14 protein-coding genes are annotated in these 14,325 nt (G+C 63.9%); 4 read left to right on the top strand and 10 right to left on the bottom strand.

The features are described 5' to 3' along the window. Positions 1 to 29: 29 nt before the first annotated feature. A complete protein-coding gene (locus tag PDM29_RS18240; protein ID WP_311191457.1) occupies positions 30 to 1,094 on the bottom strand; it encodes a hypothetical protein in 1,065 nt (354 codons plus the stop codon). A gap of 218 nt (positions 1,095 to 1,312) precedes the next feature. Between PDM29_RS18240 and PDM29_RS18235 the strand changes: the two genes are divergently transcribed. Beyond that, positions 1,313 to 2,344, top strand: a complete 1,032-nt coding sequence (locus tag PDM29_RS18235) for an NAD(P)-dependent alcohol dehydrogenase (protein WP_311191456.1) — start codon at positions 1,313 to 1,315, stop codon at positions 2,342 to 2,344. 90 nt (positions 2,345 to 2,434) lie between these two features. Here the strand turns inward: PDM29_RS18235 and PDM29_RS18230 are convergent, their stop codons facing one another. Together PDM29_RS18230 and PDM29_RS18225 are read right to left on the bottom strand one after the other, a co-directional pair. Continuing rightward, positions 2,435 to 2,737, bottom strand: coding sequence for a hypothetical protein (locus PDM29_RS18230; RefSeq protein WP_311191455.1), 303 nt, complete (start codon positions 2,735 to 2,737; stop codon positions 2,435 to 2,437). A gap of 121 nt (positions 2,738 to 2,858) precedes the next feature. After that, positions 2,859 to 5,186 carry an arylsulfatase gene (locus PDM29_RS18225; RefSeq protein ID WP_311191454.1) on the bottom strand — a complete coding sequence of 776 codons (2,328 nt, stop codon included), beginning with the start codon at positions 5,184 to 5,186 and terminating at the stop codon, positions 2,859 to 2,861. A gap of 374 nt (positions 5,187 to 5,560) precedes the next feature. Between PDM29_RS18225 and PDM29_RS18220 the strand changes: the two genes are divergently transcribed. The 3 genes from PDM29_RS18220 to PDM29_RS18210 all read left to right on the top strand — a co-directional run bounded on the left by PDM29_RS18220 (position 5,561) and on the right by PDM29_RS18210 (position 7,311). Beyond that, positions 5,561 to 6,160 (top strand): hypothetical protein, encoded by a 600-nt coding sequence (locus PDM29_RS18220; RefSeq protein WP_311191453.1) that lies wholly within the window; start codon positions 5,561 to 5,563, stop codon positions 6,158 to 6,160. Positions 6,161 to 6,725: 565 nt separating this feature from the next. Beyond that, on the top strand, positions 6,726 to 7,055 hold the full coding sequence (locus PDM29_RS18215; protein WP_311191452.1) for a hypothetical protein: 330 nt from the start codon (positions 6,726 to 6,728) through the stop codon (positions 7,053 to 7,055). Positions 7,056 to 7,068: 13 nt separating this feature from the next. Next, on the top strand, positions 7,069 to 7,311 hold the full coding sequence (locus PDM29_RS18210; protein ID WP_311191451.1) for a hypothetical protein: 243 nt from the start codon (positions 7,069 to 7,071) through the stop codon (positions 7,309 to 7,311). Positions 7,312 to 7,598: 287 nt separating this feature from the next. Here PDM29_RS18210 and PDM29_RS18205 read toward each other — a convergent pair whose 3' ends face one another. The 7 genes from PDM29_RS18205 to PDM29_RS18175 are packed head-to-tail and all read right to left on the bottom strand — an operon-like array spanning position 7,599 to position 14,246. Continuing rightward, positions 7,599 to 8,132 (bottom strand): lipocalin family protein, encoded by a 534-nt coding sequence (locus PDM29_RS18205; protein WP_311191450.1) that lies wholly within the window; start codon positions 8,130 to 8,132, stop codon positions 7,599 to 7,601. A gap of 11 nt (positions 8,133 to 8,143) precedes the next feature. After that, positions 8,144 to 9,214, bottom strand: a complete 1,071-nt coding sequence (locus PDM29_RS18200) for an SAM-dependent methyltransferase (protein WP_311191449.1) — start codon at positions 9,212 to 9,214, stop codon at positions 8,144 to 8,146. Further along, entirely contained in the window at positions 9,211 to 9,996 is a 786-nt protein-coding gene (locus PDM29_RS18195) for a DUF1295 domain-containing protein (RefSeq protein ID WP_311191448.1), read from the bottom strand. The genes PDM29_RS18200 and PDM29_RS18195 overlap by 4 nt, the downstream gene beginning before the upstream one ends. Continuing rightward, positions 9,993 to 11,255: a class I SAM-dependent methyltransferase gene (locus tag PDM29_RS18190; protein WP_311191447.1), complete on the bottom strand. Its 1,263-nt coding sequence runs from the start codon at positions 11,253 to 11,255 to the stop codon at positions 9,993 to 9,995. Before PDM29_RS18190 ends, PDM29_RS18195 begins: the two co-directional genes overlap by 4 nt. Beyond that, positions 11,252 to 12,019 carry a DUF1365 domain-containing protein gene (locus tag PDM29_RS18185; RefSeq protein ID WP_311191446.1) on the bottom strand — a complete coding sequence of 256 codons (768 nt, stop codon included), beginning with the start codon at positions 12,017 to 12,019 and terminating at the stop codon, positions 11,252 to 11,254. Before PDM29_RS18185 ends, PDM29_RS18190 begins: the two co-directional genes overlap by 4 nt. Further along, positions 12,016 to 13,293: an NAD(P)/FAD-dependent oxidoreductase gene (locus PDM29_RS18180; RefSeq protein WP_311193830.1), complete on the bottom strand. Its 1,278-nt coding sequence runs from the start codon at positions 13,291 to 13,293 to the stop codon at positions 12,016 to 12,018. The genes PDM29_RS18185 and PDM29_RS18180 overlap by 4 nt, the downstream gene beginning before the upstream one ends. Positions 13,294 to 13,295: 2 nt before the next feature. Further along, complete coding sequence (locus PDM29_RS18175; RefSeq protein ID WP_311191445.1) at positions 13,296 to 14,246, bottom strand: acyl-CoA desaturase; 951 nt, start codon at positions 14,244 to 14,246, stop codon at positions 13,296 to 13,298. Positions 14,247 to 14,325 lie beyond the last annotated feature (79 nt).

Below are 14,325 nucleotides of genomic sequence, written 5' to 3'. Positions count from 1 at the left end.
CATCCACCAGCCGGGCAAGCCCGGCTCTACTAGTTCGTGCCGATGGTCAGCACCGGAGCCGGTGCGGAGGTGCCGGTTTCGGCCAGCGAGAAGAACATCATCATGAACGCGAACGCGCGCTTCGACGCCAGGTCGCGGTCGTCCACCCAGTACCAGCTGTCGCGGTAACGCACCGCCGCGTAGGCATCGGCCGGTGCACGTGGACCGCTGTGGATGGTAGCCAGCCGGTGCAGGCCGGATTCCGCGCCGGGATCCTCCGCATAGCCGGCATGCGTGCGGCCCTCCTGCACATGTGATGCCGGCACATCGATGCAGTTGGAGAAATCCAGCAGGATCTCCAGCATCGAGCGGGTCAGCAAGGCGATCTCGGCGTCACCGCGCGCGGTGGCCCCATACACCAGATTGAACTCAGGCGAGGGCTGGATGCCGAGCAGACTGCGGGCCTGGGCGACGTCGGCCTCCAGTTGCGCGCTGGCTTCGCCACGGAAGAACAGTACCGTGGCTTCGCCGTTCTCGCGACGCTCGATGCGCATGCCCAGGCCTTCGGCACGCTGGATGCGGCGCAGCACTTCGGTGAGCTGCACGAACTCCGCATCGGCGGCGCGCGTGGTCGCGCCGGTCGAGCGGTTGTAGCGCCCGTTGATCGCGCGGGTGGTCGCGCCCAGGATGAAATCGGCCGGGTATCCCGCCTGGATCATCTGGAACACCGACGCCGGTGCAATCGGTCGCAGCAGGCTCTGGGTGAATTTGTCGCCGGTCAACGGCGCATAGGAAATGGTCGGCTTGCTGATGTAGCGCCCGTAGCCGCCCAGTGTAGGCGTGGCCGAATCGTGTGGTGGGAACGTGACCGAGGCGTCAAGCTGTGCTTCGGCCGAATACGAGGCCACGATGGAAGATACATCGAGAAACATCGGCGCGTCGGCATAGCGCAGGCGCACGATATTGAGCAGGGTCTGTTCCTTCCACGATTCGCTGATCGCGCTGGAGTAGTCCTGGCGGTCGCGCTGGATGCTCTGCGGGCCGAGGGTGGTGCAGCTGCAGAGCAGAGCGGTGGCAAGCAGCGCCGGGTAAACGCTGGAGGGACGCTTGAGCATGCCGGAGCACCGCAGGAGGCCAGGGAACCACGCTCTCACCCGACGCCCTGCCGCACAACGGCATTTGTGCTGTAGCGCCCGTGGGTAGTTTTACGTAGAGCCGGGCTTGCCCGGCTTGCCTGATCACACGGATATCTTCAGCCGGGCAAGCCCGGCTCTACATGATGTTCGCGCCTTGGCGCGCATCCTGCGGGTTCCTTCCCCCAAGGCCGCACGCTATGAAAGCCGTACGCTTCGTGGAAACCGGACGCCCGCCCGAGATTGTCGATCTGCCCACCCCCACACCACAGGCTGGACAGATCCTGCTGAAAATCGCAGGCGCAGGCGTGTGTCACTCCGACCTGCACGTGCTCGATGAAGACCTGGGCATGAAAGGTCCCTTCACCCTCGGCCACGAAAACGCAGGCTGGATCGCAGGCGTCGGCGACGGCGTTGAAGGCTGGAATGAAGGTGACCCCGTCGCGGTGTACGGCCCGTGGGGCTGTGGCCGTTGCCGCACCTGCCAGACCTCGGCGGAAAACTACTGCGAGAACCACGCGTCCATTCCCACGTTTGGTGGCGGCCTGGGTTCTGATGGCGGCATGGCTGAATACATGATCGTACCGTCGCCGCGCCTGCTGGTGCCGCTGCAGGGCCTGGAGCCGGTGCACGCAGCTCCGTTGTCAGATGCCGCGTTGACGCCGTATCACGCGATCAAGGCGGCGCTGCCGTTGATGACGCCCGAGGCCACGGTGCTGGTGGTGGGGATTGGCGGGCTCGGGCACATGGCGGTGCAGATTCTGCAGGCGTTGACCCCGGCGCAGCTGATTGCGGCCGACATTGATGACGGCAAGCGGGCCCACGCGCGCGAGCTGGGCGTGAAGCACACCGTCAACACCCGTGACGGCAAGCGCGCAGCTGAAGAGATTCGTGACCTGGCCGGCCCGCGTGGCGTGGCAGTGGCGCTGGATTTTGTGGGTGCGCAGCCTACGGTGGATTTGTGCGCCCAGGTCGTGGGTCGCAACAGCAGGCTCACCGTGGTCGGGCTGGGAGGGGGAACGGTGCACTACGCCGCCAACAACCCGCCATACGGTTGTCAGGTGACCGTGCCCTATTGGGGTTCGCGCACGGAGCTGATGGAGGTGATTGCGTTGGCAGCAGCCGGGCGGATCCGCGCGGATGTGGAGACGTTCAAGCTTGATCAGGCGGTGGAGGTGTATCAGCGGCTGCGCGAAGGGCGTATCCAGGGCAGGGCCGTGTTGGTGCCGTAACGGATTCGTCCAAGGGTCATGCCCCACCGGGCGCGGAGCCGCTATCGGCAGTCGACTGTCGTGCGACTCTGCCGGTGCGTCTCCGCTGGGTTATCGGCCGAGCAAAGATGCTACCGCCTTGCGCAGCAGCCAGATGACGCCCCACAGGATCACGCCGTTCAACACCATCGCCAGCACGATCAAGGCGACGAATGCGGCCGGGGTATCCACGCCCAGTGCCATGAAGGTCAGTGACCATGGCATCGCCAGCATCAGCGCCACCACCGCGGCCAGGCCGTCGGCGGGGACGCCGAACAGGCCTTTGGTGCCGACCAGCAATACGGCAAGGCCGCCGGCGCAGGCGAGGGCGTAGAGACCGACGATGACCTGGGCGACGCGTCTGCCTGGGAGCATGTGTACTGTTCCGTGCCGGTGATGCGCGGAGTTTACACAGTCCGCGATGACACACATGGCGTGTCACTACAGGCGCGGTCCTGTAGTGACGCGCCATGCGCGTCATGCGCGTGAAGCCTGGTCAATCCACCGCGAATGCGGCCGCCGCCAGCTTCTCCAGATCCAGGTACTGTGCCTTCTCCACGGTGACGCCAACGGCCAGGATCTCACCCCCCTTGAATTCGCCGGGCGTGGTGTATTCGCCGCTCACCGCATCACCACTGTCGCGGCCAATGCATAACCCATCACCGGACAGGGTGAACTTGCCCAGCTGGGTCTTCATGTCGCCCTCGGCCTCGACCTTGTCGTTTACGTACAATTTGGTCCTGCCCAGCGACTCGCCATGCTCACCCTGGCCGGTGCGCTCGAACTCCATGCCCAGCGTCCAGGTGCCCGGCTTCAGTTCAGTGGTGGACACGAAGGTCTGCTCGGGCTTGATACCCAGGAAGTTGTACACGTAGTAGAGCTTGCGCTTCTTGATGAACAGGCTGTGCCCGCCAAACCGCGACCCATGCGCGAAGATCACACCGGACGCGTCGGCGTCCTTGATCTCGACCTCGGCAATGATCTTGTAAGAGCGGCCGCGCACATTCACCGCGACGCCTTCGGGAACTGGCGAAGTGCCCGGGTAGTATACGTACCGTTCGCGCACCGCCTCGGTACTGGGGCGTTCAATGCCGAGCACCTCCGCGGCGGTACGGTCATCCAGCGGCAGCACGTTGTTGGCGTCGGCCTCGGCAAACCAGACATCCACCAGCGCTTTCAGTTTGTCCGGATGCTCCTTGGCCAGGTCTTTCGACTCGGAGCGGTCCTCGTCCACGTGGTAGAGCTCCCAGCGGTCCTGGTCGAAATGGCCCTTGCTGGTCAGCGGTGCGTGCACCGCAGCGGCCTTCCAGCCGTCCTCCCAGATGCCGCGCGTGCCCAGCATTGCGTAGTACTGGCGCTTCTTCTGCGTGGGGCCGTCCTTCTCGAAGCTGTACTTCATCGACACCCCGGACAACGGGTGCTGCTTCACGCCGCGATAGGTGTCGGGCATCGACAGGCCGATCGACTCCAGAATGGTAGGCACGATGTCCACCGCGTGGTGGTACTGGTTGCGCACTTCGCCCTTGGCCTTGATGCCTTTCGGCCAGTGGATCACCATCGGGCAGCAGGTGCCGCCGGCATACTCGGCGTAGCGCTTGAACATCTTGTACGGGGCCGAGAACGCCGCCGCCCAGCCGGTGGGGTAGTGGTTGTAGGTTTCCGGCCCGCCGAGCACATCGATGTACTTCAGGTTTTCTTCCAGCGAATCCGGGTAGTTGTTGAAGAACTTGTTCTCGTTCACCGACCCGGTCGGGCTGCCTTCGCCGGACGCGCCGTTATCGGAGCAGTAGAACACGATGGTGTTGTCGAGCTGACCGCTCTTCTCCAGGTAGTCGATGATGCGTCCCACCTGTGCGTCGGTGTACTCGGAGAAGCCGGCATAGACCTCGGCCATGCGCGCGAACAGACGCTTCTCGTCGGCGCTCAGGCTGTCCCACGGCTTCACGTAGTCGCCCGCATTGGCCTGGTCATCGGGCATCGGGTTGAAGTCCGGCACCGAGGTGCCGGCGGGCAGCATGCCTTTTTCGATCATGCGCGGCACCACCCACTTGCGGTAGGCGTCATAGCCTTCATCGAACTTGCCCTTGTACTTGTCGATGTACTCTTTTGGGGCGTGATGCGGGGCGTGATTCGCACCGGGGCAGAACCACAGGAACCAAGGCTTGGAGGGATTGGACGCCTTCTGGTCGCGGATCATCTGCAGCGCCTGGTCGGTCAGGTCGCGCGACAGGTGATAGCCGTCTTCCGGGCCGTACGGCTGGTCGATGAATACGTTGTCCTGGGTGAGGTCGGGGTACCACTGGTTGGTTTCGCCGCCGAGGAACCCGTAATAACGGTCGAAGCCCTTCTGCAGCGGCCACTCCGACTTCGGCCCGCCGGCACAGATGTCCTGCTCGGGCACGTTGTGGTCCTTGCCGATCCAGAACGTGCTGTAGCCGTTGTCCTGCAGCACCTGGCCCACCGACATGCACTCTTCGGGTACGCGCCCGGACCAGCCCGGGAAGCCGTTGGCGGCTTCGGTGATCGCGGACATCCCATTCAGGTGATGATTGCGCCCGGTCAGGAAGCACGAGCGGGTGGGGGAGCACAGCGCGGTGGTGTGCCATTGGGTGTAGGTCAGCCCGTTGTCGGCCAGTTTCTGCAGCGTGGGCATGTTGATTGCGCCGCCATAGGGTTCCCATGCGGCCTGACCGGTGTCGTCGTACAGCACGATCAGAATGTTGGGCGCGTCTTTCGGCGCGGTCGGGGGCAGGAAGGGGGCCCAGTCAGCTTTGGAATCGCGGATGTCGAGCTTGATCACACCTTTGAACGGGGGCTTGGCCATGGCCGGGTCTTCCTGCGCGGGAGAGAGTTGCAGTTCAACATCCGGGGACGGTGCCGGCCTCTGTAAACCTACTGAGTCGGCGTCAGTAGATTCGGTAGAGGCGGTCGCAAGACGCCTGCCGATAACGGTGATCGGCGCTTTGACGCATGGAGCTTTCCAGGAGAACGTGTCCGCTGCCGATCATGTCCCATCGGCCGATGGCCTCGCAGCGTCTCACTCGCACTTCCGTGAGGCATGAATGAGATACGTCCCGGCCAGCGTATCTCACTTGGATGACGTGAATGGATGGGGCTTGACAGGGTGGGGAGAGGGCATGCAAGAGTCGCCACAGCTATCGCTGTCTATTGCTACCTTCACACAAGGATTTAGCGGACATGATCTCAGCCAGGGATGGGCGGGTGGGCAAGGCATCCCGCATTGATAGTAAGACCCGTGATTGCCGAAGCGCCCTTCCGGGCTTTGTGCTTGTGGCTACCGGGTTGCAGGCCCTCGCACAGGACGGCCTGTTCAATTACCAAGAGTATGAGAAGCGCGTAAAGAGCGCACAAATCCTTGCGGTCAAGTTGCTTATGCCCATCGTTCTTTTGCTGGGTCTGCCGGCGCTACCTGGGATTGCATTTGGCGGTGAGAGCCAAGCACTGAGGGGTACCTATTCAAACCTGTGCATACACCCCGATACGGGAGACCTGCTGGGAATTGAACTGTCATTCGTCAGTGAGGCGGAAGGCGGCTATGTACTCGTGCAGAGATACGAGGGAGGGCCCGTTGCTCCAGTGCTCATGAAGATCAAGAGCCGAGGCGACCTTATCGTCCTGGCGGTCGGAGAGTCGGACTCCATTGCACTGCAGAGGAAAGGGAGCGTTGTTCGCGCGACCTATCTTGATGGTCAGCAAAGTCGCCTAGGCACAGCAGTTGAAAATCTGATCTCATCCTCACCCGTTTGGCAAGGACAGAAGCCTGCAGTATGCAGATAAAGGCATCTGACGCGGCTGCCAGCCCATGAAATGAAGGTCAACATTGGCAGTGCTTGTGCACTCTAACGCCTCCGTCCCGTGTTCATGCCCCACCGGGCGATGCACCACTATCGGCCGTCGACTGTCGTGCGACTCTACCCGTGCTTCGTGCGGCGAATGGGGCAGCAGCGACATGCGTCGTTCCCCTGTGCGCTACGTGATCGATTCTCGTCCTTTGGCCCGATTACGACATCGCGCTGTCGCAACCCTTCGAATTTCGCGGAAAAACGAGACTTCCGTCTCACGATTTCGCGTCGATTACGACGTACGTAGGAGCATGTTCAATTTTGTGCGATGCGGCGCGAAAAATAATGGTTTGCTTCGCCGTACACCTGGTCCAAGGTTGGCGCAGGAGCTTCGAACCTCCTGCCAAAGCGGTAGTATTTGATGTCCCTGCGTCGGGAGGGTGGTTAATACAACACCCTCAACAGGGGAACAGCCACGCCGTTTGCTTTGGACGGGTTCGAACCTCCCGACTTACCCCCTCGCCACTCCGGCGAGGGGCGCTTCTTACAGGGAGACTGTCATGCAGAATCACTGGGCCGACGCGCCCGAACCAGATATCAACGATCCCGAGACATTCGACACCTCGCTGATGCGCTTCAGCGTGGCCGCACCGATCAACGTGTCCTGCAAGGGCGAACCGCAGGACGAGCCCCCGTCGATGGTGGTGCTGTACGGCTACTGGTTGAACGAGATCGGCTGGCGCGGCGGCGGCACGCTGATGGTGGAAGCCGACGCCGGCAAGATGACGTTGACGCTGGTGTCGCCGGCCAAGCATGTGCTGGCGTTGGACCAGAGCAATGTGAAGCGGCGGGTGTTCTTCATCGACATCCACGCCGACCACATTCGTTGAACAGGAGGCTGCGATGGAACTGAATATCGACCTGCGGTTGTTCGAGGATTTCCAGTGCGCCGCGTGGGATGAGCGCGAGGATGCGATGTGCGTTCTGGAGGACCTGCTGGAGGCGTATGTAAGGATGCAGTCCTACGCCACCGAGAATGGGTATCTGAGGCGCATCGGGGTGGCACATTGTGCGGCCGCGACCGTATTGCGCCGGGATACCGCACAGGCGGTTCGGTTGGCGTTGGAAACCGGGGTCAAGCGGTGATGCGCCGGCCGAGGGGATTACGGGGTGGGGTGCGGGCATTAACGTGTTGAACGGGCGCGCTGTACGCGATGGGCCCGAGCCGTACCGGGCATGACGGGGATTGGTAGAGTCGCACGACAGTCGACTGCCGATAACGGTGCATCGTTCGGTAGGGCATGAACGTGGAACGGAGGCGTTAGCCCGGCAGGGGCCATGCGTTAAAGCGCCGATCACCGTTATCGGCAGGCGTCTTGCGACCGCCTCTACCAAAGCCACAAACACAGCATCAATCCAACACCATCGCCGGGTCACCGCCGCGACTGCGGCACCCGCCTCAACTTGCTGGTGTCATACCCCAACGCCTTGATCCGCGCCACCGCGGCCTGGTAGTCGGCCTCCGACACCTGCGGCTTGCGCGCCATGTACCACACATGGTCGCGCTTGCTGCGGGCAACAATGGTCTGGGTGTACCCCGGGTCCAGCCACGAAATAATGTACTCGGCCTGGATCGGCCACACAAACTGCATGCCCCACACCGCGCCATTACCTTCCTTCTCCACGCGCCCAATCGGATTCATGGTCCGCTTCGGTGCCTGGAAACTGCCCTTGCGGTAGGTAAAGGTCGTCTGGATGCGTCCATCCGAACGCAGCGCATAGCTCTCCACCGCATCAAACGCCTCGCGCTCAGGCCGGGTGGGAATATGCGCGATCACATACCAGTCGCCCATGAAGCGCGGCACATCCACCGCATCCATGCGCGGCAGCGGCGGCAGGTCGCGGGCGCTGCAGGCACCGCCGAGCAGCGCAACGGTGAGCAGCGGAATCATCGTGAACAGACGCATGGCAGCCTCCTTCAACGAGGGCGGAACAGGTAATGCGCCACCAGCCATTGCTGGCCGTTGTCATAGCCGAACAGCTCGGCGCAGGCCATCCAGAACATGCGCCAGCGTTGCCACCACAGTACCGCCGCATCACCGTAGGTCTGCGTGAGGATTGGCATCAGCTCGGCGCGGGCCGCGTCCTGGTTGGCCAGCCAGTGGTTGGCGGTCTTTTCGTAATGGGTGCCGTCAATCAGCCAGCGGTCCTGCAGCTGCAGGTCATTCTGGAAATGCAGCAGGGTGTCGGCTGCTGGCATCAGGCCGCCGGTGAAGAAATGCCGCCCCATCCAGTCGTCCTCGCCGCCGGTCTCGAACGGATACATCAGCGTGCGATGCGCGAAGATGTGCACGAACAACGCGCCATCGGGCCGCAGCCAGCCGGCAATTCGCCCCAGCAGGGTTTCGTAATTGCGCATGTGCTCGAACATTTCAACCGACACACAGCGGTCGAACGAGTCGGCGGGCAGCACCAGCTGGTTTACGTCGCGGGTCAGCACCTGCACGTTATGCAGGCCGCGCAGCATGCACTGCTCCATGATGTAGCTGCGCTGGCTGCGCGAGTTGGATACGGCGGTGATGCGCATGTTGGGGAAGCGCTCGGCCATCCACAGGGTCAGCGAGCCCCAGCCGCAGCCCAGCTCAAGCACGTCCTGGCCGTCGGCGAGCCCGGCGCGGGCTCCATACAGGCTGAGCATGGCCTCTTCGGCCTCGGCCAGGGTCTCGTTGCCGGTGGGATAGAAGCAGCTGCTGTACTTCAGCCGCGGCCCCAGGCAGGCCTTGAAGAAGTCGGCCGGCACTTCATAGTGCTGGCGGTTGGCTTCGTCGACGTGCAGCGCCAGCGGACTGCCCGACAGTTCGGACAGCATGCGCCCGAAGCGCTGCTGCTGTGCATGCGCGCCGCCGGCCAGTTCGTCCTGCAGGCGCTGGCCGCACAGCCGGCGGATGCCCCAGCGCAAGGCGCGGTCGGGCACCCAGCCGCGTTCGGCCCAGCCGGTGAGTCCCAGTTCGGTGTCCTGCGGCGTCTGTGACGAGGCGGTGGCGTTCATGGGGTGTCCTCGTGCGCGTCATGTGGGAACCAGGGGAAGAACATCGGTGTGCTGCGCTGATAGCGGCGGTAGTCGTCTCCGCGGCTGCGCAGCGCCTGTTTTTCGGTAAAAGGCACGCCGCTGAGGTAGCGCAGGAACACATACATCACCACCGGGCCGCTCCACGCCAGCCACCACAGCGGCGAGCCCACCGCCAGCAGCACGTAGGTGAACCAGTGCAGCCACTCGAAGAAGTAGTTGGGGTGCCTGCTGTAGCGCCACAGCCCATCCCGGCAGGTGCGCCCCTTGTTGGCCGGGTCAGCACGGAAGCGCGCCAGCTGTCGATCTGCCAGCACTTCTCCGCCCACGCTGAGCAGCCACACCAACACGGCGGCGGCGACCCAGCCAGTGAAACCTTCGCGCGGATTGGCGGCCACGGCGGCGAAGGGCAGGGCGAACAGCACCACCAGCAGTGCCTGGGCCAGGAAGAACCCGTAAATTTTCCCTTGGTGGCCTCCCCAATGCGCACGCAGGTACTGATAGCGGCCGTCCTCGGACTCGTGGCGCACGCGCTGCCACAGGTGCAACGCGAGCCGGCTTCCCCAAAGCCCGCCCAGCACCGCAAGCGCGATGCGCGGCGCGTGCGCCCCGTCACCCAGCCAGGCCAGCAGCAGTGCGCCGGCCGCCACGCCCTTGGCCCACAGCACGTCGACCACCCCGATGTTCTGGTGCCGGCGCTGCCACGCCCAGCCCCAGCTCATGATGATCACCGCGTATATCAGCACCCACCACAGCGGTTTCATGACGGCAGCCCTTCCAGCGGCGGACGATAGTCCGGCCGTGCCAGCAGTAGGTGCGATACGCCGATGGAGCGTTCCAGGAAGCCGCCCTCGCAGTACGCCAGATAGAACTCCCACAGGCGGATGAAGCGCTCGTCGAAACCCTGCGCGCGCACCAGCAGCCGCTGCCCCATGAAGCGCTTGCGCCAGGCGCGCAGGGTGAGCGCGTAGGAGTGGCCGAAGTCGAACTGCTGGATCATCTGCAGGTCGCTGGCGCTCGTCTTGGCCTGCGCAATGGCTGCAAGCGAAGGAATGAAGCTGCCCGGGAACACGAAGCGCTTGATGTAATCCACGCTGCGCAGCGCCTGCTCGTAGCGGTGGTCCTCAATGGTGATGGCCTGTAGCAGCGCGAGGCCGGTGGGCTTGAGCAGCCGCTGCAGGGTGGCGAAATAGACCTCAAGGTACTGCGCGCCTATGGCCTCGATCATCTCGATGGAGACCAGCTTGTCGTACTGGCCTTCCAGGTCGCGATAGTCGCGCATCAGTACCGTCACCCGGTCCTGCAGGCCAGCGGCTTTGACCCGTTGGCGGGCCAGTGCGTACTGTTCGGCGGAAATGGTCGTGGTGGTGACGTGGCAACCGTAGTGCGCGGCGGCATGCACGGCGAAGCCGCCCCAGCCGGTGCCGATCTCGACCACGCGGTCGCCCGGCTGCAGCCGCAGCTGCTGGCAGATGCGGTCCAGCTTGCGGGTGGACGCCACTTCCAGCGTTTCATCCTCGCTGGCAAACAGCGCCGACGAGTACATCAGGTCGGGCGACAGGAACAGCGAAAAGAAGTCGTTGCCCAGATCGTAATGCGCGGCGATGTTGCGGCGGCTACCGGCACGGGTGTTGCGGCGCAGCTGGTTCCACAGGTTGAGCAGGGCTCCGCCCAGGCGCGCGGGTCCACGTTCCATGCCGTCCAGCAGGTGCCGGTTCCGTACCAGCAGGCGAATCAGCCCGACCAGGTCATCGCATTCCCAGTCCCCGTCGATGTAGGACTGGCCGGCACCGACGCTGCCCTGCGCGGCGACCTTGCGGTAAAAAGCGGGATCGCTGATCGAAACCGTGACGGTTGGGCCGTCACCGGCCGTCGAATCGCCAAGCGTCACTTCCCCGCGCGCATCTCGCACCTGCAGGAAACCGTGCTGCAGCGGCGCAAGCTGCGCCAGCAACCGCCCGCGCAGGAAACTCTCGAGCGCGGTCAGACGCGGAGCGGGGATGTCGGGTGAAACGTGATTCATGAGCGTTTTCCAGAAAGCGCGGGATGGTCGTACACGGGGTTGCGCTTCAGCCACAGGCGCAGCGCCTGCCAGTGGATGGCGGCGACCACCTGCAGGGTCATCAACGGGTAGCGCAGCAGCACCTTGGCCAGCCCGGGGCCGTCCAGCGGACGACGCTGCAGCTGCTGGGTGGCGTCGAACTGGCGCTCGCCATCGCGCCAGACCTGCATGTGCACGTTGAGGTCGTCACCTGGCGCGGTGAAGCGCCAGTCGTAGCGGCAGTCCATCTGCATGAACGGAGACACATGAAAGGCCTTGTCGAACTGCCAGCGCAGGGCACGGCCGTGCTGCTCGGCCTGGGCGACCGGCAGCACGTAGGCATGCCGCTCTTTCCACGGCGTGTTGGTGATTTCGGCGACCACGCAGTCCAGCTGTTCGCCATCGGGCTGGTAGCAGTAGTAGTAGCTGACCGGGTTGAACACATGGCCGCCGTAGCGCAGGTGGGCCAGCAGGCGCACCGGCCCGGCCGGGCGGTAGCCGAGCATGGCGGCTGCACGGTCGCGCACGGCTTCGGCCAACGGTTGCTGTGGATCGCCGAGAAAGTCGCTGCGTTTGAACTGCGCGAGGTTGGGCCGGTTTACCGACCATAGCCAGCGACGCTTGAACAGCGTCGGAAGTTCATCCAGGTCGATCAACAACTGGGCGATCGGGTAGGTGAATGCATGCGCGTGCGGCCGGTGCCGGCGATGGGTGACCTGCCCGACATACAGCGCGCTGGCGCTCATGCGATGGCCACCTCCCACGGCACCTCTTCCTGGCCTGCAGTGGCAGCGCGCAGCGCATCCACCACACGCCGTGCGCTGCGGATGCCATCTTCATGGAAGCCCCAGCCCCAGTACGCGCCGGCAAACCAGGTATTGCGGCGGCCCTGCACCTCGGCCCAGCGTTCCTGTGCCCGCACGGCCGCGTGGTCGTGAACCGGGTGGGCGTAGTAGCAGCGTTTCAGTATCTTCGAAGGGTCGATGTCGGCGGTGCGGTTGAGGGTGACGATCAGCGGGGTGTCACCCGGCAGGCCCTGCAGGGCATTCATGTAATAGCTGACCGTGCAGGGCGCGCGGGTGTCGTTGGGGATGTGCGCGTTCCATGCCGCCCAGGCCTTGCGATTGCGCGGCAACAGGCTGGCGTCGGTGTGCAGCACGGCCTGGTTGGCCTGGTACTGGATCGCGCCCAGCACCTCGTGTTCGACCGGGTCGGGATCTTTCAGGATCGCCAGCGCTTCGTCACTGTGGCAGGCGAACACCACGTGGTCGAAACCTTCTACCGTGGTGAGGGTGTAGACCAGCGCGCCCCATTGCGTGCGCTCGACCCGGTACACCGGGCAGCCAATGCGCTCGCGCACGTGCCAGCGCTTGCGCAGTGCATCGATGTAACGCGCCGAACCGCCGCTGACCACGCGCCACTCGGGGCGCTCGGTCATCTGCAGCATCTGGTGGTTGGCCATGAACTGCACGAGGTAGCGTGCAGGGAAATCGAGGATCTGTGCCGTCGGCGAAGACCAGAGCGCCGACGCCATCGGCAGCAGGTGCTCCTGCACGAAGGCGGAGCCATAGCGATGCCGGCGCAGGTACTGGCCGAGGGTGGGGCCTTCGGGCTCATCCAGCAGTGCCGGTGCTTCCCGATAGAAACGCCGCAGATCGCGCAACATGCCCCAGAAGCGCGGTGACAGAAGATTCCGGCGCTGGCAGAACAGGCCGTCCAGCGAGGTCGCGTTGTACTCCACGCCGGTGCGCTCGCTATGCGCGGAGAAGCTCATGGTGGTGGGCTGGGACGCCACCCCCAACTCGTTGAGCAGACCGCTGAGCAGCGGATAGTGCTGTGGATTGAAGACGATGAAGCCAGTGTCTACGGCCATGCTCTGGCCGGCGACTTTCACGTCGTGGGTGTGGGTGTGCCCGCCGAGATAATCCTCACCTTCGAACAGGGTGACTTCGTGTTCGCCATCCAGCCAGTATGCGGTGGCCAACCCTGCAATGCCCGAACCAATGACCGCGATGCGCATGATCAGTACCTCGCCTTGGTCAATACCCATTCCGGGATCGGCTTCAGACCACTGACCAGGCCCAGTGCCGCCATGCCGCGCAGCCCGTACCAGGTAATGTCGACTTCCCACCAGCGGAAGCCCTGCCGAACTGTTCCCGGAAAGAAGTGGTGGTTGTTGTGCCAGCCCTCGCCAAAGGTGAGCAGGGCCAGCCAGAGGTTGTTGCGGCTGTCGTCCTGGGTGGGAAAACGGCGCCGGCCAAAACGGTGTGCCAGCGAATTGATGGTGACCGTTGCATGGAACAGTACAACGGTGGAGATGAAGAAGCCCCACACAAGCAACTGCGCGCCGCTGGTGTGCAGCGACGGCGCAAAGTGCGCCAATGCTTCACCCAGCGCATACAGCACAACGGCCAGCAACACCGGTACCACAGTATCGAATCTATCCAGCCAGCGGAGTTCAGGAAAACGCGCCAGGTCGGGAATACGGCTGAAATCTGTGACGAATGCCTCACGGGTGAGGAACCAGCCCATATGGCTGCGCCAGAACCCGCCGTGGTTAGGTGAATGGGGGTCCAGCGGCTGGTCGGCGTGGCGGTGATGGTGACGATGGTGCGCCGCCCACCAGAGCGGGCCGCGCTGCACGCTGGCTGCGCCGATGACTGCAAATGCGAACTGCACCGGACGTGAGGTAGTGAAAGTTTTATGAGAGAAATAGCGATGATAGAAGCCGGTGATGGCGAACATCCGCACCGCATACAGTGCCACCGCAACGCCTACGGCTGTCCAGGAGATCCCTACCCAGATCACCCCCAGGCAGCCCAGATGCAGCAGCACGAAGGGCAGGGCGCGCAGCCAGTCCACACGCCGTGCAGACGCGGCATCCACGCAGGGTTCACTTGCCGAGGTGTCAAACCAGCGGCGCACCGTCTGGTGCAGGCGTGAACGACGAGGCGGGGGTGCCGCAGCGGCCATGAAAGCGCTTCCTGTGGAGTGCGTAACTGTTCTACGCAGGGCGGCGGCGTTTGGATGCATGCGACTTTGGTCTGCATCC

This window comes from Stenotrophomonas oahuensis (assembly GCF_031834595.1).
GTDB lineage: Bacteria > Pseudomonadota > Gammaproteobacteria > Xanthomonadales > Xanthomonadaceae > Stenotrophomonas > Stenotrophomonas oahuensis.
This window is presented reverse-complemented; position numbering and strand designations above follow the sequence as displayed.

Bases quoted from the DNA above. Each gene is read 5' to 3' on its own strand.
- PDM29_RS18240 (WP_311191457.1), bottom strand. From the start codon at position 1,094: ATGCTCAAGCGTCCCTCCAGCGTTTACCCGGCGCTGCTTGCCACCGCT.
- PDM29_RS18235 (WP_311191456.1), top strand. From the start codon at position 1,313: ATGAAAGCCGTACGCTTCGTGGAAACCGGACGCCCGCCCGAGATTGTC.
- PDM29_RS18230 (WP_311191455.1), bottom strand. From the start codon at position 2,737: ATGCTCCCAGGCAGACGCGTCGCCCAGGTCATCGTCGGTCTCTACGCC.
- PDM29_RS18225 (WP_311191454.1), bottom strand. From the start codon at position 5,186: ATGGCCAAGCCCCCGTTCAAAGGTGTGATCAAGCTCGACATCCGCGAT.
- PDM29_RS18220 (WP_311191453.1), top strand. From the start codon at position 5,561: ATGATCTCAGCCAGGGATGGGCGGGTGGGCAAGGCATCCCGCATTGAT.
- PDM29_RS18215 (WP_311191452.1), top strand. From the start codon at position 6,726: ATGCAGAATCACTGGGCCGACGCGCCCGAACCAGATATCAACGATCCC.
- PDM29_RS18210 (WP_311191451.1), top strand. From the start codon at position 7,069: ATGGAACTGAATATCGACCTGCGGTTGTTCGAGGATTTCCAGTGCGCC.
- PDM29_RS18205 (WP_311191450.1), bottom strand. From the start codon at position 8,132: ATGCGTCTGTTCACGATGATTCCGCTGCTCACCGTTGCGCTGCTCGGC.
- PDM29_RS18200 (WP_311191449.1), bottom strand. From the start codon at position 9,214: ATGAACGCCACCGCCTCGTCACAGACGCCGCAGGACACCGAACTGGGA.
- PDM29_RS18195 (WP_311191448.1), bottom strand. From the start codon at position 9,996: ATGAAACCGCTGTGGTGGGTGCTGATATACGCGGTGATCATCATGAGC.
- PDM29_RS18190 (WP_311191447.1), bottom strand. From the start codon at position 11,255: ATGAATCACGTTTCACCCGACATCCCCGCTCCGCGTCTGACCGCGCTC.
- PDM29_RS18185 (WP_311191446.1), bottom strand. From the start codon at position 12,019: ATGAGCGCCAGCGCGCTGTATGTCGGGCAGGTCACCCATCGCCGGCAC.
- PDM29_RS18180 (WP_311193830.1), bottom strand. From the start codon at position 13,293: ATGCGCATCGCGGTCATTGGTTCGGGCATTGCAGGGTTGGCCACCGCA.
- PDM29_RS18175 (WP_311191445.1), bottom strand. From the start codon at position 14,246: ATGGCCGCTGCGGCACCCCCGCCTCGTCGTTCACGCCTGCACCAGACG.